This window comes from Geodermatophilus sp. SYSU D00708 (genome assembly GCF_054050115.1).
Genome location: NZ_JBJGYS010000030.1, coordinates 40852 through 58042, shown reverse-complemented (window position 1 = coordinate 58042; position 17191 = coordinate 40852). Strand labels below are relative to the sequence as shown.

At 74.2% G+C, this 17191-nt stretch carries 14 protein-coding genes; 7 read left to right on the top strand and 7 right to left on the bottom strand.

The annotated features are described in order from the left end of the window. The first annotated feature begins 103 nt into the window (after positions 1–103). Together ACI79D_RS20770 and ACI79D_RS20765 are read left to right on the top strand one after the other, a co-directional pair. Entirely contained in the window at positions 104–1579 is a 1476-nt protein-coding gene (locus ACI79D_RS20770) for an APC family permease (protein WP_456920387.1), read from the top strand. Next, positions 1576–2331, top strand: a complete 756-nt coding sequence (locus ACI79D_RS20765; protein WP_456920386.1) for an IclR family transcriptional regulator — start codon at positions 1576–1578, stop codon at positions 2329–2331. The genes ACI79D_RS20770 and ACI79D_RS20765 overlap by 4 nt, the downstream gene beginning before the upstream one ends. A gap of 114 nt (positions 2332–2445) precedes the next feature. Here ACI79D_RS20765 and glnA read toward each other — a convergent pair whose 3' ends face one another. Beyond that, positions 2446–3879, bottom strand: a complete 1434-nt coding sequence (glnA, locus tag ACI79D_RS20760; protein WP_456920385.1) for a type I glutamate--ammonia ligase — start codon at positions 3877–3879, stop codon at positions 2446–2448. A gap of 166 nt (positions 3880–4045) precedes the next feature. On the opposite strand from glnA, the gene ACI79D_RS20755 reads away from it, so the two are divergent. Then, on the top strand, positions 4046–4645 hold the full coding sequence (locus ACI79D_RS20755) for an RDD family protein (RefSeq protein WP_456920384.1): 600 nt from the start codon (positions 4046–4048) through the stop codon (positions 4643–4645). Here ACI79D_RS20755 and ACI79D_RS20750 read toward each other — a convergent pair. The 3 genes from ACI79D_RS20750 to ACI79D_RS20740 form a co-directional block, all read right to left on the bottom strand. Beyond that, positions 4527–5360 carry a DUF4191 domain-containing protein gene (locus ACI79D_RS20750; RefSeq protein WP_456920383.1) on the bottom strand — a complete coding sequence of 278 codons (834 nt, stop codon included), beginning with the start codon at positions 5358–5360 and terminating at the stop codon, positions 4527–4529. The two genes, ACI79D_RS20755 and ACI79D_RS20750, sit on opposite strands and share 119 nt — an antisense overlap. Positions 5361–5418: 58 nt before the next feature. Then, positions 5419–6393 carry a lipoyl synthase gene (gene lipA, locus ACI79D_RS20745; RefSeq protein ID WP_456920382.1) on the bottom strand — a complete coding sequence of 325 codons (975 nt, stop codon included), beginning with the start codon at positions 6391–6393 and terminating at the stop codon, positions 5419–5421. 75 nt (positions 6394–6468) lie between these two features. Further along, positions 6469–7575, bottom strand: a complete 1107-nt coding sequence (locus ACI79D_RS20740; RefSeq protein ID WP_456920381.1) for a hypothetical protein — start codon at positions 7573–7575, stop codon at positions 6469–6471. An 80-nt stretch (positions 7576–7655) separates the two neighbouring features. Between ACI79D_RS20740 and ACI79D_RS20735 the strand changes: the two genes are divergently transcribed. Both ACI79D_RS20735 and ACI79D_RS20730 read left to right on the top strand, forming a co-directional pair. Next, positions 7656–8585, top strand: a complete 930-nt coding sequence (locus ACI79D_RS20735) for an LLM class F420-dependent oxidoreductase (RefSeq protein ID WP_456920380.1) — start codon at positions 7656–7658, stop codon at positions 8583–8585. 190 nt (positions 8586–8775) lie between these two features. Beyond that, complete coding sequence (locus tag ACI79D_RS20730; RefSeq protein WP_456920379.1) at positions 8776–10434, top strand: glycoside hydrolase family 5 protein; 1659 nt, start codon at positions 8776–8778, stop codon at positions 10432–10434. Between the two features lie 15 nt (positions 10435–10449). Here ACI79D_RS20730 and ACI79D_RS20725 read toward each other — a convergent pair whose 3' ends face one another. Further along, positions 10450–10965, bottom strand: a complete 516-nt coding sequence (locus tag ACI79D_RS20725) for a diguanylate cyclase domain-containing protein (RefSeq protein WP_456920378.1) — start codon at positions 10963–10965, stop codon at positions 10450–10452. A 520-nt stretch (positions 10966–11485) separates the two neighbouring features. Between ACI79D_RS20725 and leuS the strand changes: the two genes are divergently transcribed. Both leuS and ACI79D_RS20715 read left to right on the top strand, forming a co-directional pair. Continuing rightward, positions 11486–14377: a leucine--tRNA ligase gene (gene leuS, locus ACI79D_RS20720; protein WP_456920377.1), complete on the top strand. Its 2892-nt coding sequence runs from the start codon at positions 11486–11488 to the stop codon at positions 14375–14377. 97 nt (positions 14378–14474) lie between these two features. Then, complete coding sequence (locus ACI79D_RS20715; protein ID WP_456920376.1) at positions 14475–15503, top strand: GNAT family N-acetyltransferase; 1029 nt, start codon at positions 14475–14477, stop codon at positions 15501–15503. Between the two features lie 94 nt (positions 15504–15597). Here the strand turns inward: ACI79D_RS20715 and lipB are convergent, their stop codons facing one another. Together lipB and ACI79D_RS20705 are read right to left on the bottom strand one after the other, a co-directional pair. After that, positions 15598–16245, bottom strand: a complete 648-nt coding sequence (lipB, locus tag ACI79D_RS20710; protein ID WP_456920375.1) for a lipoyl(octanoyl) transferase LipB — start codon at positions 16243–16245, stop codon at positions 15598–15600. Positions 16246–16323: 78 nt separating this feature from the next. Continuing rightward, entirely contained in the window at positions 16324–17058 is a 735-nt protein-coding gene (locus ACI79D_RS20705; protein ID WP_456920374.1) for a Type 1 glutamine amidotransferase-like domain-containing protein, read from the bottom strand. Positions 17059–17191: the final 133 nt, after the last annotated feature.

Sequence of the window (17191 nt, the reverse complement as noted above, 5' to 3'; positions counted from 1 at the left end):
GGCCGCGCGGCGGGTCGGACGCGCGCCCCGCGGGGGCGGGCGGGGCCCCCCGCCCCCCCCCCCCCCCCCCCCCCACCCCGGTGCGGGAGCCGGACGGAGGGCCATGGCGGAGCGCACCGGGGCGCGGCGGGGTGCGGCCGCCCGGTTGCCCCTCGCCTCGCCGGTCGCCGGGTTGCGGCGTCGGCGGTTGAGCTTCCTCGAGGTCCTGGCCCAGTCGGTCTCCGCGCTCGCGCCGTCGGCGGCCATGGTCGTGGTCCCCTCGATCGTGCTGGTCGAGTCGGGGGCCGCGACGCTGCCGGCCTTCGTCGCCGCGACCGCCCTGGTCCTGCTGGTCGGCTGGTGCCTGGGCCAGTTCGGCCGGCGGATGGCCGCCGTGGGCGGGACGTACAGCTACACGGCCAAGGGTCTCGGGCCGGTCGGCGCGCTGGCCGGGGGCTGGGCCTCCCTGGTCGCCTACGCCGCCGTCGCGATGTCGGCGCTGGTGGGGGCGGCGATCTACCTCGCCGGCGTCGTGGGGCTGCGGCCCACGCCCCTGGTGGTGGCCGGCCTCGGCGCGGGCGTCGGGGCCCTGGCCACGCTGTTCACCGTCCGTGGCGTCCAGCTGTCGGCCCGGGTCGCGCTGGCCCTCGAGGTGCTCTCCATCGGGGTGGTGCTCGCCGTGCTCGCCGTGCTCCTGGTCGCGGACCGCGGCGACCCGGGCAGCGCGGCCGCGGTCGTGGACGCGCCGGTGCAGTGGGACGGCGTCGCGGTGGGCGTCGTCCTGGGCGTGACCGCGTTCATGGGGTTCGAGAGCGCGGCCACCCTCGGCGTGGAGGCCCGCCGTCCGCTGGTCGCCGTCCCCCGGGCGGTGCTGTGGACCCCCGCGGTCGCCGGCGTGCTGTTCGTCGTCGCGGCCGCCGCGCAGGTCGTGCTCCTGCGGGCCGCGCCGCTCGAGGTGCTCACCAGCCCCGTGCCGGTGGCCGAGCTCGCCGAGGGGCAGGGCCTGGGCCTGCTGCGGCGGGTGCTGGACCTGGGCATCGCCGCGTCCTTCTTCGCCTGCGTCACCGGGTCGACCAACGCCCTGGGCCGGGTGCTGTTCTCGATGGGCCGGGAGGGCGTGCTGCCGCGGGCGCTGGGCCGCACCCACCCCCGCCACGAGACCCCGCACGTGGCGCTGGCCGTCGTCCTGCCGGCGGTGGTCGGCGTGCCCGTGGTCGCGCTGGCCGTCGGGGGCGGGCCGCGGGCGGTCCTCGCCGCCTCGCTGACCGTGTCCGCGTTCGGGTACGTCGTCGCCTACGTGCTCGCCTGCCTTGCCGTGCCGGCCTTCCTCCGCCGGATCGGCGAGCTGACGCCGGCCGCCGCGGTGGGCGGGCTGTGCGCCGGGGGAGTCGGCCTGGTCGCGCTGCTGGCCGCGATGGCGGGCGCCTTCTCGTCGGGCGGCCGGACCGTGGTCGTCGTCTTCCTGGCGGCCATGCTCCCGGGCCTGGCCTGGGCGGCGTGGCTGCGCGGGCGGCACCCGGAGCGGTTGACGGCCGTCGGGGTCTACGACCAGGCCACCGCGAGCAGCGTGCTGCCGGGCAGCGTCGGGTCGGCCCGATGACCCCCGCCGTCGACCGCGGGCTCACCGGCCGCCAGCCCAAGGCCGTGCAGAGCGCGCTGGCCATCCTCGAGGCGGTGGCGCGGGCGGGCGCCGGGGTCACCGCCAAGGAGGTGGCCGAGGACGTCGGCCTCCCGCCGGCCACCGCCTACCGGCTGCTCAACCTGCTGGTGGGGGAGGAGTACCTGGTCCGGCTGCCCGACCTGCACGGGTTCGCGCTGGGCCGCAAGGTCGCGGGTCTGGCCGGCGGCGCCACCCCGCCACAGCTGCCCACGGCCGCGCGGGACGTCGTCGGCGAGCTGCGCCGGCAGGTGCGCTTCGGCGTGCACCTGGTCCTCTACGTCGGGCCGGTGCTGCGCTGCGCGGACGTCGACCCCGACCACCCGCTGCGCTCCACCGAGGAGGTGGAGCGGCACCTGCACGCCACCGCCGTCGGCAAGCTGCTGCTCGCCGAGCAGCCCGACTGGCGCGACGTCGTCCACCCCCGGCGGCTGCTGGCGCTCACCCCGCGCACCGTCACCCGACAGGCCGAGCTGGAGGCCGAGCTGCGCGGGATCGCCGAGCGGGGGACGGCGGCGCAGGCCGGCCAGTTGCACGAGGGCGTCTCCTGCGCGGCGGTACCGGTGCGGGCCCCGTCCGGTGTGCTCGTGGGGGCTATCGCGGTGACCGGCGCCGGTGAGGACGAGGCGGTGGCCGCCGGCCGCGCCGCGCTCGCCGTCCCGTACGCCGACCGGCTGGGCCCGTTGCTCGGCTGAGCTCCCGCAACCGGGCGCCCGCCGCTGAGCCGCACGCCCGACGCGGGCGACCCCGGGTGCACCGCGGCCCCCGACCTCGGCTGAGGTCGGGGGCCGCAGGTCTCGCGGGGTGGATCAGATGTCGTAGTACATCGCGAACTCGTGCGGGTGCGGGCGCAGGCGGATCGGGTCGATCTCGTGCTCCCGCTTGTACTCGACCCACGTCTCGATCAGGTCGGGGGTGAACACCCCGCCGTCGATCAGGTACTCGTGGTCGGACTCGAGGCTGTCGAGGACGGCGTCCAGCGAGGCCGGGACCTTCTCGATGCCCAGGGCCTCCTCGGGCGGCAGCTCGTAGAGGTCCTTGTCGACCGGCGCCGGCGGCTCGATCTTGTTCTTGATGCCGTCGAGGCCGGCCATGAGCATCGCCGAGAAGGCGAGGTAGGGGTTGGCCGACGGGTCGGGCACGCGGAACTCGATGCGCTTGGCCTTCGGGCTGTCACCGGAGATCGGGATGCGGCAGCAGGCCGAACGGTTGCGCGCCGAGTAGACGAGGTTGATCGGGGCCTCGTAGCCGGGCACCAGGCGGTGGTAGCTGTTGACCGTCGGGTTGGTGAAGGCCAGCAGCGACGGGGCGTGGGCCAGCAGGCCGCCGATGTAGTGGCGGGCGGTGTCGGACAGCCCCGCGTAACCGGTCTCGGCGTGGAAGAGCGGCTCGCCGTCCTTCCAGAGGCTCTGGTGGCAGTGCATGCCCGAGCCGTTGTCGCCGAACAGCGGCTTGGGCATGAAGGTCGCGGTCTTGCCGGCCTGCCAGGCGGTGTTCTTGATGATGTACTTGAACAACATCAGGCTGTCGGCCGCGCGCAGCAGCGTGTCGAACTTGTAGTTGATCTCGGCCTGGCCGCCGGTGCCCACCTCGTGGTGGCCCCGCTCGAGCTCGAGGCCCGCCTGGGTCAGGTTGAGCATCATCTCGGCGCGCAGGTCGCTGTAGTGGTCGTAGGGCTCCACCGGGAAGTAGCCGCCCTTGGCGCGGGTCTTGTAGCCCAGGTTGGGGCCGCCGTTCTCGCCGGTCAGCGCGCCGGAGTTCCAGGACCCCTCGACCGAGTCGATGTGGTAGTAGCCCTCGTTGATGCCGGTGGAGTGCCGGATCGAGTCGAAGATGTAGAACTCCGCCTCGGGGCCGAAGTACGCGGTGTCGGCGATGCCGCTGCTGGCCAGGTACGCCTCGGCCTTCTTCGCCACGTTGCGCGGGTCGCGGCTGTAGGCCTCCCGCGTGATCGGGTCGTGGATGAAGAAGTTGACGTTGAGCGTCTTGTGCTTGCGGAACGGGTCCACGAAGGCGCTGTTGGCGTCGGGCAGCAGCAGCATGTCCGACTCGTTGATGGCCTGGAAGCCGCGGATCGAGGAACCGTCGAAGCCGAGCCCCTCGGAAAAGGTGTCCTCGCCGAAGGTCGACGCCGGGATGGTGAAGTGCTGCATGACGCCGGGCAGGTCGCAGAAACGGACGTCGACGAACTCGACGTCGTTGTCGCGGATGTAGGCGGCGACCTCGTCGGGACTGGTGAACATCGATCCTCCGGGATTGGGCGGATTGCTGAACCGCAAGCTACGAGCCGGGAGTTGCCCGGCAGTGTCTCCGGTGTTTCAGACCGGTAACAACGCCCCTGGGCGTGTCGCGGGAGCGCCTGACCGGTGTCGGAGAGGGGTGCGGCGGGCGGGTCCTACGCTGGCGGTCATGGTCAGGGACGCACGACAACCCTCTCAGGAGCGTCCCCGGGGCGCCGCGCTGGGGCTGCCCGCCGAGGGCCCCGGTTCGCTGGCGACCTTCACCAGCCGGGCCGGCGCGTTCGTCGTCGACGCGATCGCCGCCGCCCTGGTCGCCGGGCTGTTCACCGCGCCGGACCTGCCCGGCAACTGGAGCCTGCTGTCCTTCGGCCTGGTCACGGTGATCACCCTGGTGCTGTTCGGGCAGACGCCGGGGATGCGGCTGCTCGGGCTCCGGCTGGCCCACCCGCGCCCCGGAGCGAGGCTCGCGCTGTGGCGGGCCGTCGTCCGGACGGCGCTGCTCGTGCTGCTGCTGCCCGCCCTGGTGGTCGACGCCGACGGCCGCGGCCTGCACGACCGGCTCACCGACACCGCCGTGGGCCCCACCTGCGGGGCCCGCACCCCCGCGACCCCCGGGCCGGAGGGGCGGGGGGGCTCGCTGCGTCTCCGGGCTACCTCCGGCGGACCTGCCGCTGGCTCACCGACATCTGCCGGCCACCGGGCAGCGGGCCGCCGGGGACCGGCATGCGCCCACCGCCGAGGGCCGCCAGCCGCTTGCGGAGTGCGTTGAGCTGGCCGCCGTCGAGGTTGCGGGGCAGCTTCATGACGTGCGCGCTGAGCTTGCGCAGGGGGACCTGCCCCTCCTCGTCGCCCACGAGGACGTCGTAGATGGGGGCGTCGCCCGCGACCCGCGCGATCTTCTTCTTCTCCTGCGCCAGCAGCGGGCGCACGCGGGAGGCAGCGCCCTCGCCGACCAGGATCACGCCGGGGCGGCCGAGCACCCGGTGGACGGCGTCGAGCTGGGTGGTGCCGGCGACGCCCGCGCTGACCTGCCAGTCGCCGCGCATGCCCTCCAGCACCCAGGCCGCCGCACCGGGCTGGCCCTCCACCTGCCGGTAGGCCGAGCCCTGGGCGCGCCGGCCGAAGACGATCAGCGCGGTCAGCGCGCCGAGGATGAGCGCCAGCGGGATGAAGAGGAACGGGGAGCCGAACAGGATGCCGATCAGCTCGACCACCGCGGCGACCGCCACGAAGGCGATCAGCATCACCCAGGGCAGCTTGGGGTCGTTCTTGCGGGTCAGCGAGTAGGCCTGCTTGATCATGCGGGCCTGGTTGCCGACCTTCTTGAGCCGGCCGACCTTCGGCTGCCCGTCCTTGCCGAGCTTCGGGGCCTTCCCGCCCGACGCCGACGCACCGGAGGCGCTCGCCCCCCGGTCGCGTCCGGAGGGACCCCGCCCGGCCTTGCCGGTGGGTGCGGGGGAGTCGGTGGACCTGCTGCGCGCCATGCCCTAGAGGATAGGGGCGTGCCGGGCCGGTCCCGGTGGACCGGCCCGGGCGACTCCCTCAGACGGTGCGGGTGAGACCGCGCGCCTCGACGGCCTGCTGGTAGAGCCGGCCGGCCCGGTAGGAGCTGCGGACCAGCGGACCGGCGAGCACCCCCGGGAAGCCGATCTCCTCGGCGGTCTTCTGGAACTCGACGAACTCGTCGGGCTTGACCCAGCGGATGACCGGGTGGTGCCGGGGCGAGGGGCGCAGGTACTGCGTGATGGTCAGCAGGTCGCAGCCGGCCTCGTGCAGGGCGTGCATCGTCTCGACGACCTCGTGCGGCTCCTCGCCCATGCCCAGGATCAGGTTGGACTTGGTGACCAGCCCGGCCTCGCGGGCGGCGGTGATGACCGACAGCGAGCGCTCGAAGCGGAAGCCGGGCCGGATCCGCTTGAAGATGCGCGGCACGGTCTCGACGTTGTGCGCGAGCACCTCGGGGCGGGCGGAGAACACCTCGGCCAGCTGGCCGGGGTCGGCGTTGAAGTCGGGGATGAGCAGCTCGACACCGCACCCGGGGACGGCGGCGTGGATCTGCCGCACGGTCTCGGCGTAGAGCCAGGCGCCGCCGTCGGGCAGGTCGTCGCGGGCGACGCCGGTCACCGTCGCGTACTTCAGCTGCATGGTGGCGACGCTCTCGGCCACCCGGCGCGGCTCGTCGGCGTCGAACTCGGCCGGCTTGCCGGTGTCGATCTGGCAGAAGTCGCACCGCCGGGTGCACTGGTCCCCGCCGATGAGGAAGGTGGCCTCGCGGTCCTCCCAGCACTCGTAGATGTTGGGGCAGCCGGCCTCTTCGCAGACGGTGTGCAGGCCCTCGCGGCGGACCAGCGACTTCAGCTCGGTGTACTCGGGGCCGGTCTTCAGCCGGGTCTTGATCCACTCGGGCTTGCGCTCGATCGGCACCTGGCTGTTGCGGACCTCCAGTCGCAGCAGCTTGCGGCCGGAGGGGGCGATCGGGGAGTCCGAGGAGGGGGTCGGGGCCACCGTCTCACTCATGATCGGCCACGGTACTCCGGACGCGCACCGCCCCCGTCGCCGGAGCGACGGGGGCGGTGCGATCGGTGACGGGGGTCAGGGCTGCTGGTCGCGCGGGCCCGCGGTCGGGCCCTGGCCCTGGGCGCCGCCGCCGGAGGTGTAGGGCTCCGGCGTGGTCTCCTCGGGCGGGGTCGGCAGGTCCGGGCCGTCGCCCTTGACGAGCTGGGCGTCGCGCATGCCCAGGTCGGACTCCTCGGGGGAGGCGTCGCCCGGCGCGCCCTGGGCGTCGGACACGGTCTTGCCGGAGTTGCTCGGTGAACTGGGCACGGGGTCCTCTCGGTAGCTGGGCACCGGACCGTCGCCGGTCGGCGCAGGGGTCCACAGGTCGTCGTTCTTCTGGCGCCGCAGGACGGCGAAGGCCACCCCGCCGATCGCGAGCACGGCGAGCAGCCACGGCCAGCGGCGCGGCGCGGGCTCCAGGCCGACCGTCCGCTTGGCCTTCGTCATCGACCTGGCCGCCTTCTTCTCCAGGGCGCGCCGCCTCTTGGCCGCCTGCTTCTTCGCCTTCGCCGTGCTGGCGGTGAGCTCCTCCCGCCGGGCGTCGAGCTGCTCGAGGGCGTTGTGCAGGCCGGCGGCGATGGACTCACGGGTGTGCTCCAGCGCCGGGGTGACCGACTCGCGGGCGGCCAGCACCTTCGGGGCGGCGTAGGCCAGCGCGGCCGCCTGGGCGGCGGTCAGCCGCGTGACGACGTCCTTCTCGAGCGTCTTCTGCGCGGCCTCGCGGGCCGCCTCCACCCGCGGGCCGAGGTCCGCCGCGGCCTTGGTCGCGGCCGCCTGCGCGGCAGCCACCGCCGAGGCGACGTGGGGGACGGCGGCCTCGTAGCGCGGCGCGAGGGCGTCGCGCGCGGCCTCGACGCGGGGCGCGATGGCCTCGCGGGCGTTGAGCACGGCCGGTGCGGCGGCGGCCACGGCGGCGGCCACCTTGGGTGCGACGGCGAGCTTCGCGGCGTCCAGGGCCGGACCGGTCGCCTCCCGGGCGGCCTCGACGCGCGGTGCGAGCTGCTCCGCCGCCGCCCGGCCCGCCTCCGCCACCGCCGTCCCGATGTGGCTGAAGCCCTCCTGGAGCTCCTCGCCGATGATCTGGCCGTGCGTCTTCTTGCGGAACACGAGATGCACCTCCGGGTTGATCGTCTCGGCGGCCATCCTGCCCGCTCACCGCTCCGGGCACACCCCGGAGCGACCTCCGGGCGGCGCCCCGGGAGTGGCGCCGATAGCGTCGCCGGGTGCAGTTGCGCATCTTCACCGAGCCCCAGCAGGGAGCCACCTACGACGACCTGCTGGCCGTCACCCGGCGGACCGAGGAGACCGGCTTCGACGCCTTCTTCCGCTCCGACCACTACCTGACGATGGGCGGGGACGGCCTGCCCGGCCCCACCGACGCCTGGGTGACCCTGGCCGGGCTCGCCCGCGAGACCAGCCGCATCCGGCTGGGCACGCTGATGTCGGCGGCGACCTTCCGCCTCCCCGGGCCCCTGGCCATCGCCGTGGCCCAGGTCGACCAGATGAGCGGCGGCCGGGTGGAGCTGGGCATCGGCGCCGGGTGGTACGAGGCCGAGCACCGCGCCTACGGCATCCCGTTCCCGGAGCTGGGGGAGCGGTTCGACCGGTACGAGGAGCAGCTCGCCGTCATCACCGGGCTGTGGGGGACGCCGGTGGGGCAGACCTTCGACTTCGCCGGGCAGCACTACCAGGTCAGCGACTCGCCGGCGCTGCCCAAGCCCGTGCAGGACGGCGGCGTCCCGATCCTGGTCGGCGGGCGGGGCAGGCGGCGCACGCCGCGGCTGGCGGCCCGGTACGCCGCGGAGTTCAACGTGCCCTTCTCGTCGGTGGAGGAGAACGCCCAGCTGTTCGCCGGGGTCCGCGAGGCCTGCGAGGAGAGCGGGCGGGACCCCGCCTCCGTGGTCTTCAGCTCGGCGCTGGTCCTGTGCGTCGGCCGGGACGAGGCCGAGCTGGCCCGCCGCGCGGCCGCCATCGGCCGCGGGGTGGAGGAGCTGCGCGCGCAGGGCGCGGCCGGCACCCCGGCGGAGGTCGTCGACGTCCTGGGGCGCTACGCCGAGGCCGGCGCGAGCCGGTGCTACCTGCAGGTCCTCGACCTCGCCGACCTCGACCACCTGGACCTGGTGGCCGCGGAGGTGGCGCCGCAGCTGCGCTGACAGGTCAGCCGCCTCAGGGCTCGACCTCAGGTGGAGATGGAGCCTCTGTGTGACGGGTTCCCCCAGCTCAGGGACTCCCGGGCGGCCCCGGCGGCGGCTAGCGTCGGGCGCGGCACCGGCCGAGAACTGAGGAGGTCCGTCTGTGCGGAGCACGACCCGACGCCGTCCCGGCCGTCGCAGGGCGGGGTTGGTGATCGTCCCGCTGCTGTTCGCCGGCGCCTGCACCGCGGAGCGGGAGCGCGAGGCGGACCCGGGCTCGTTCGTGCGGGCCGAGGGCAGCGGACTGGTCCTGGACGGCGAACCGGTGCGGCTGCAGGCGGTCAACTTCTCCAACGACTACCACCGCGACCTCGACGCCTGGGACCTGCTGGACTCCCCGCACCACGCGGAGGAGGACTTCGCCCGCGTGGCGGAGATGGGCTTCACCGACGTGCGCTTCGCCTTCGACGGCGACTGGTACGCCCAGGACCGCGACGTCTTCTTCCAGTGGCTGGACCGCAACCTCGACTGGGCGAGCGGGCACGGCGTGCGGCTGGTGCTCGACCTGCACACCCCCATCGGCGGGTTCTGGCTCGACCCCACCAGCGACGCGGTGAGCTTCGACGTCTGGACCGACCCCGAGCTGCGCGAGCAGAACGTCGAGATGTGGCGGGACATCGCCCAGCGGTACGCCGACGACCCCGCCGTCGCCGCCTACGACCTGTTCAACGAGCCGGTCACCGTCGACTCCGACGGGCAGCAGTGGCGGGACCTCGCGGCCGACCTGGTCAGCGCCGTCCGCTCGGTCGACCCCAACCACCTGCTCGTGGTCAGCTCGCTGTACGGCGTCGACGGCCGCTACGGCACCGAGGGGATCGAGCCGCACTTCCTCGTCGACGACGACAACGTCGCCTACGACTTCCACTTCTACGAGCCCATCGACTACACCCACCAGTACGCCGCGTGGGTGGAGGGGCCGATCCAGGACGGCGGCGCCTACCCCGAGCCCGAGACGATCCTGCCGACCGGCGACCGGGTGCTGCTGCCCGACAGCGGCCTGACCACGCCGCCGCTGGCCGCGGGCACGACGGACTGGCGGGTGTACGACAGCGGCGTCGTGACCATCGACGACCCGGCGGCCGTGGCGGCGATGCCCCTGGTGCTCACCAGCGGGAGCCTCACCGGCACCGCGGTGTTCGACGCGATCACCGTCACCGAGCACGGGCCGGACGGGGCGGTGCTGCGCGAGGTGGTGACCGACCCGCTCGACCCCGACGGCACGCTGGACTGGTACTCGTGGTCGGACGGCGGGGACGGGACGGCGCAGACCCGCTTCGAGCGGCTGCCCGCCGGGGTGGACGACGGCGCCAGCCTCGCGGTGGCCGACCCGCCGGTCGGAGAGGACGCCGTCGCGGGCTGGAGCAACGACGGCCACCTGTTCCCGGTCACCCCGGGAAACAGCTACCGCGTGCAGGGCTGGATGCGCGGCGAGGGCGTCGGCGGGGACGGCACGGCGACCATCCGGCTGGACGTGTACGGGGCCTCGCCGGGCGCGGCCGGTGGGGGGTTCCTCGGCCGCGACCGGGCCTACCTGGAGCACGCGATGGAGCAGCACCTGCAGTTCGGCCGCGACAACGGCGTCCCGATGTCGGTGATGGAGTTCGGCGTGGTGCGCCAGGCCTTCGAGATGCCGGGCAAGGGCGGGGACCGCTGGGTCACCGACATGCTGGCGCTGCTCGAGGAGAACGACCTGAGCTTCGCCTACTGGGAGTACCACGGCAGCCAGATGGGGATCCACCTGAGCCCGGAGGGGCCGCCCGGTGAGCTCAACACCGCGCTGCGGGACGTGCTGGAGCGCGAGCTGGCCTGACCGGGCGGGCCCCGCTCAGCCGGCGACAGCCGCAGGCCCAGGTCGTGGGCCAGCGCGACGGTGTGCCGGACGATCGCGGCCGCCCGCGGGTGCCGGTCGCAGTCCACGGTGAGGGACGCGCAGCCGAGGCCCCACGAGGGTGAGCAGCTGGTCACCGGCGTGGTGGCCGAGGCTGTCGTTGACCTCCTCGAAGCCGTCGAGGTCGGGCAGCAGCAGCGCCACGGGGTGGCGGGCGGGCGTCCGGACGAGGACGGTCTCGAGCTCCTCGAACCGCGCCCGGCGGCTGGGCAGGCCGGTCAGCTCGTCGGTGCGCGCCTGCTCGCGCACCTCGTTGAACGCGCGGACCTCCCCGAAGGTGATCAGGGTCCGGGTCAGGGCCGCGACGACGCAGCCGATCGCCGCCCTGGCCGCCACCCGCGGCATCCGGTCGCCCCACCCGGAGGCGAGCACCAGGAGGCCGGCCGCGTTGCAGGCCAGCGGGAGGGCCACGACCCGCCAGCCCACCCGGGTGCCGCCGCCGGCGACGACCACGGCGGGCGTCCGCGCCCGGGAGGCGGCGAGCGCGCCCCGAGGGCCACCCCGGTCAGCCAGGTGAGGTCCAGCGGCCCGCCGGGGACGTACCGGTCCTCGGCGCTCAGGTGCAGCAGGACGACGTCCCCGGCGAACGTGCACGCCATCGCCGCGGTGACGGTGACCAGCGTCCGGTCGAGGCGGACGCCGAGGATGGAGCCGACCGCCACCAGCAGGGCGACCAGGAGGACGTCGGCCGTCGGCCAGACCAGGACAGCACGGACCGGTCACCGGCCGCCGGTCCGGTCGGCTGCAGGCGGCGCGGACCGCCCCCGTCCGAAGGGATGAGGCGCACACCGCCGTCCGCCCCGTGCACGGCTCCGGTCCTGCGCGGACGCGCGGTAGGATCGGAGTCGTGACCGGCCGGCTCCTCCTTCTCCGGCCGTGCTGACCTGACCGTCTCGAGTCAGCACGGCGACCCCTCCTGTGTGAGGGGTTTTTTCATGTCCGCCGCCGGTACGAGCCCCCAGGAGCACGAACGATGAGCCAGACGGCCAGCCAGCCTGCGACCGACCCCGCCGGCGAGGGCGTCCCGCCGCACCGGTACACCCCGGCGCTGGCGCAGCAGATCGAGCTCGCCTGGCAGGACCGCTGGGAGGCCGAGGGGACGTTCCACACCCCGAACCCGACCGGCCGGCTCTCCGCGGGCTTCGAGCGGGTCGCCGACCGGCCCAAGTACTTCGTGATGGACATGTTCCCGTACCCCTCGGGCGCCGGCCTGCACGTCGGCCACCCCCTGGGCTACCTGGGCACCGACGTCACCAGCCGGTTCCGCCGCATGGACGGCGACAACGTGCTGCACCCCATGGGCTACGACGCCTTCGGCCTGCCCGCCGAGCAGTACGCCGTCCAGACCGGGCAGCACCCGCGGGTCACCACCGAGGCCAACATCGCCGCGATCAAGGCGCAGCTGCGCCGGCTGGGCGTCGACCACGACGACCGTCGCAGCTTCGCCACGATCGACCCGGGCTACTACAAGTGGACCCAGTGGATCTTCCTGCAGATCTTCGGGTCCTGGTTCGACGAGTCGGCCGGGAAGGCGCGGCGGATCGAGGAGCTCGTCGCCGAGCTGGACGCCGGCACGCGGGAGCCTTCCCCGGGGACGAACCCCTCCGGCCGCCCGTGGGCCCAGCTGGACGAGATCGAGAAGCGCAAGGTCGTCGACGCCCACCGGCTGGCGTACCTGCACGAGGCACCGGTGAACTGGTGTCCGGGTCTGGGCACGGTGCTGTCCAACGAGGAGGTCACCCCCGACGGTCGGTCCGAGCGGGGCAACTTCCCGGTGTTCCGGCGTCCGCTCACCCAGTGGATGATGCGGATCACCGCCTACGCAGAGCGGCTGCTGGCCGACCTGGACCGGCTGGACTGGTCGGACTCGCTCAAGCAGATGCAGCGCAACTGGATCGGCCGCTCGACCGGCGCGCGGATCGGCTTCAGCTGCGGGGACGAGACCATCGAGGTCTTCACCACCCGCCCGGACACCCTGTTCGGCGCCACCTACATGGTGCTGGCGCCGGAGCACCCGCTGGTCGAGTCGCTGACCGCCGCCGCGTGGCCGGCCGGCACGGACCCGCGGTGGACCGCGGGCGGCGCGACCCCGCGCGAGGCGGTGCGGGAGTACCAGCGGCAGGCCTCCCGCCGCTCGGAGCTCGACCGGCAGAACGAGGCCCGGGAGAAGACCGGTGTGTGGCTGGGTGTCACCGCGGTGAACCCGGTCAACGGCCGCGAGCTGCCGGTGTTCATCGCCGACTACGTGCTGACCGGGTACGGCACCGGCGCGATCATGGCGGTGCCCGGTGAGGACGCCCGCGACTTCGAGTTCGCGCAGGTGTTCGGGCTGCCGGTGGTGCGGACCGTGCAGCCGCCGGAGGACTTCGAGGGCGGGGCGTACACCGGCGCCGGCCCGATGATCAACTCGGCCAACGACGAGATCTCGCTGAACGGCCTGGACAAGGCCACCGCGATCGCCCGGATCACCGGGTGGCTGGTCGAGCACGGGCACGGCGAGGCGACGACGACCTACAAGCTGCGCGACTGGCTGTTCAGCCGGCAGCGGTACTGGGGTGAGCCCTTCCCGATCGTCTACGACGAGAACGACCTGCCGGTCGCCGTCCCGACGTCGATGCTGCCGGTGCTGCTGCCCGAGGTCGACGACTACTCGCCGAAGACGTTCGACGACGACGACGCCGACTCCGCGCCGGAGCCACCGCTGTCGCGCGCCACCGACTGGACGACGGTCGAGCTGGACCTCGGGGACGGGCCGCGGAAGTACCGCCGGGAGACCAACACGATGCCCAACTGGGCCGGGTCGTGCTGGTACTACCTGCGCTACCTGGACCCGGCCGACGACGAGCGCATGGTCGACCCGGAGAACGAGCGCTACTGGCTGGGCCCGCGCCAGGCGGGGGACGTCGGCGGGGTGGACCTGTACGTCGGCGGCGTGGAGCACGCGGTGCTGCACCTGCTGTACGCCCGGTTCTGGCACAAGGTGCTCTTCGACCTGGGCTACGTGTCGAGCGAGGAGCCGTTCCGCCGGCTGGTCAACCAGGGCTACATCTCCGCCTACGCCTACACCGACGAGCGCGGCTTCTACGTGCCCGCCGCCGAGGTGGTGGAGCAGGACGGGCAGTTCCTCTTCGAGGGCAAGCCGGTCAACCGCGAGTACGGGAAGATCGGCAAGAGCCTGAAGAACATGGTCACGCCGGACGAGATGATCGGTCAGTACGGGGCCGACACCTTCCGGGTCTACGAGATGTCGACCGGCCCGCTCGAGCAGTCCCGGCCGTGGGAGACCAAGGCCGTGGTCGGCTCCCAGCGGCTGCTGCAGCGCATCTGGCGGGTGGTCGTCGACGAGGAGACCGGCGCGGTGCGGGCCGCCGACGACCTGGCGCCCACGGAGGAGACCCTCCGGGCGCTGCACCGGGCGATCGCCGGCGTGCGGGACGGCATGTCGACGCTGCGGTTCAACATCGCCATCGCCCGCATCACCGAGCTGACCAACCACCTGACGCAGGCCTACGGCGCCTCCTCGCCGGTGCCGCGCACGGTGGTCGAGCCGCTCGTGCTGATGGCGGCCCCGCTGGCGCCGCACATCGCCGAGGAGCTGTGGTCGCGGCTGGGCCACGACGAGTCGCTGGCGTGGGCGCCGTTCCCGGTGGCCGACGAGCGCTGGCTGGTCGAGGACACCGTCCAGGTCGCGGTCCAGGTGAACGGCAAGGTGCGCGCGCAGGTGACGGTGCCGGCCGACGCCGACGCCGCGGCGCTGGAGGCCGCCGCGCGGGACGACGAGAAGGTCGCCGGGCACCTGGCGGGCAAGACGGTGCGCCGGGTGATCGCCGTCCCCGGGCGGCTGGTCAACTTCGTCGTGGCGTGAACGGGGTCGCCGGGTGACGGGCTCACCCGGCGACGCCGTTCGGCCGGGCCGGGCCGCCGCGGCCGAAAGCGGTTGCCGCGGCCGGTAGAACCAGCAGGTGACCTCGACGTGCGCACACCTGGTGGAGCTGGACCCGGACGACGCCCGATTTCCCGCGTGGTGCGCCGTCTGGGCGGCCGCCGAGAGCGCCGACCGTCCCGGGGAGTTGCCCCGGCCGGCGGTCGAGCACGTCGCCCTCGGCCGGCAGTTGGTCGCCCCCGGTGGCTCGCGCGACGGCACGCACCGGGCCGCGGTGGCCGGCGGGGACGTCGTCGGGGCGCTCCGGCTGCTCTTCCCGCTCCGCGAGAACACCACGGTCGCCGTGGTGGACCTCGCGGTGCACCCGGAACACCGGAGGCAGGGCTTCGGCGCCGCGCTGCTGGCCGAGGCCCTGCGGCTGGCCGCCGCACACGGCCGGACCGAGCTGATCACCGAGATCGACGAGCCACGCCCCGGCACGCCCGGACGGCGGTTCGCGCTCCGGCACGGCTGGACGTGCGACCTGGTCGAGACCCGCCGCGACCTGCCCCTGCCTCCGGACGAGACCCGGCTGTCCGCCGTCGAGGCACAGGCGCGGCAGGCCGCCCGGGGCTACGAGGTCGTCACCTGGCGCGACCGGGTCCCGGACGACCTGGTCGAGGACCGGGCGCTGCTCGAGGAACGGATGAGCACCGACGCCCCGCACGGCGAACTGCCGGTGGGGGAGGAGCGGTGGGACGCCGAGCGGGTCCGCGAGCACGAGGCCGCGCAGGTGGCGCGCGGGCGGACGGTGCTCTCGGCGGGCGCGGTGGCCGACGGCCGGCTGGTGGCCTTCACCGATCTGCAGGTCCTGCTGTCGCGGCCGCAGCGCGCCCAGCAGGCGGGGACGCTGGTGCTGCGGGAGCACCGCGGCCACCGGCTCGGTGCCCTGCTGAAGACGGCCGTGCTCCGGGAGCTGGCGGTGGCCTTCCCACAGGTGGAGCGGATCAGCACGTACAACTCCGACGGCAACCTGCCGATGGTCGCCGTCAACCAGGCGCTGGGCTTCGAACCGGCCGGGCAGCTGTCCACCTGGTCGCGGCACCTCGCGCCAGGCTCGCCGAGCTGAGCCCGGGCGAAGGCGAGTGGTCCGGTGACCGACCGTGGCCGGGTGGCCGGGACACCGTGCAGGTCGCGATCCGGGCGCACGGCGAGGTACGCGCTCAGGCCGCGGGGACCTCGGCGGGGGTCAGTACCTGCCGCATCGCGGCCTCGACGGGGTCGATTATCTCGGCGACGGTGACGTCGCGGCCCAGTTCGGCGCTCAGCGACGTGGCGCCGGCGTCGACGATCCCGCACGGGATCATGTTCCCGAACGCCGCCATGTCCGGATCGCAGTTGAGGGCGAACCCGTGCATCGTCACGCCGCGCGCCACCCGGACGCCGATCGCCGCCACCTTGCGGTCGGGGCCACGCTCGTCGGCACGCACCCACACGCCACTGCGCCCCTCGACCCGCTCGGTGGCCAGGCCCAGGCCGGCGCAGACCTCGATGAGGGCCGCCTCCAGGCGCCGGACGTGGGCCACCACGTCGACCGGGTCGGCCAGCCGGACGATGGGGTAGCCGACCAGCTGACCGGGACCGTGCCAGGTGATCTTGCCGCCGCGGTCCACGTCGATGACCGGCGTGCCGTCGAACGGCCGCTCGTGCGGCAACGTGCGCTTACCGGCGGTGTAGACCGGCGGGTGCTCCAGCAGCAGCAGGGTGTCGGCGGCGGTGCCCTCCACGACGCGGGCGTGCAGCTCCCGCTGCTGCGCCCACGCCTCCTCGTAGTCGATCAGACCCAGCCGGAGGACCTCGAGCGCGCTCACGGCTCCCAGGGTAGTTGGCGGACCCTCCGGCCCCTCACCGCTCGCCAGCCCGCGGCGGCCCCTGCGGGAGGGCCGTTCCTAGCGCAGCCGCCGGGGCTCGATGCGGGTCTCGACGGCGGCGCCGTCCGGCCCTCGGTCCACCCGGTAGGCGGCCTTACCCGGACGGTCGGCGACCGCCTCCACCAGCTCGGTGCCCCGGTAGACCAGCCCCACCCCGTCGTCGGTCGCGTGGCCGGGCGGGAGCGTGCCGTCGGCCACCAGTCGGTGGTAGAGCGGCCGACGCTGCTCCTCGGTGTCGTAGTGCACCCCGTTGGAGGTGGGGATCAACCCCAGCCCGTTGGTGACCGGGCGCAGGTCGGGGCCGAAGGAGTCGGTGGTCCCGCCCACGTGCCAGCACAGCGACCCGGCCGACACCCCGCCCAGGACGACGCCGGCCTCCCACACCTCGCGGAACACTTCGTCCAGGCCGTGCACCCGCCACACCGCCAGCAGGTTGGCCACGCTGCCCCCGCCGACCCAGACGACGTCCTGGGAGAGGAGGTGGGCGCGCACGTCGGGCACCGTCGGCATGGTGAACAGGCTGAGGTGGCTGACCTCGACGCCGCTGCCCGCGAAGGCGCCGTAGACGCCGGCCAGCCGCACCGGGTCGTCCCCGGTGGCGGTGCCCAGGTAGCAGAGCCTCGGCCGCTCCGGCGCCCCGGCGAGCTCTACGGCGAGGTCGAAGACCGGTCCGGGTGCCCAGTCGTAGGGCCCCCGCCCGCGGGAGTCGAACCCGATGCTGGTGGCGAGGATGGTCGGCGCGGCGGCGGGCACGGTCGGGCAGCTCCTCGCGGGGACGGACGGCAGGGGGCGCCTGTCGAACCTAGGCCGTTCCGCCGTGGGCCACTCGGCGGGACCGGTGGCTGTGGAGGGCCCACGGGCCTGTGGACAAGGCCGGCGGGCACCG

Coding starts and splice junctions, on each gene's coding strand:
- ACI79D_RS20770 (WP_456920387.1), top strand. CDS start 104: ATGGCGGAGCGCACCGGGGCGCGGCGGGGTGCGGCCGCCCGGTTGCCC.
- ACI79D_RS20765 (WP_456920386.1), top strand. CDS start 1,576: ATGACCCCCGCCGTCGACCGCGGGCTCACCGGCCGCCAGCCCAAGGCC.
- glnA (WP_456920385.1), bottom strand. CDS start 3,879: ATGTTCACCAGTCCCGACGAGGTCGCCGCCTACATCCGCGACAACGAC.
- ACI79D_RS20755 (WP_456920384.1), top strand. CDS start 4,046: ATGGTCAGGGACGCACGACAACCCTCTCAGGAGCGTCCCCGGGGCGCC.
- ACI79D_RS20750 (WP_456920383.1), bottom strand. CDS start 5,360: ATGGCGCGCAGCAGGTCCACCGACTCCCCCGCACCCACCGGCAAGGCC.
- lipA (WP_456920382.1), bottom strand. CDS start 6,393: ATGAGTGAGACGGTGGCCCCGACCCCCTCCTCGGACTCCCCGATCGCC.
- ACI79D_RS20740 (WP_456920381.1), bottom strand. CDS start 7,575: ATGGCCGCCGAGACGATCAACCCGGAGGTGCATCTCGTGTTCCGCAAG.
- leuS (WP_456920377.1), top strand. CDS start 11,486: ATGAGCCAGACGGCCAGCCAGCCTGCGACCGACCCCGCCGGCGAGGGC.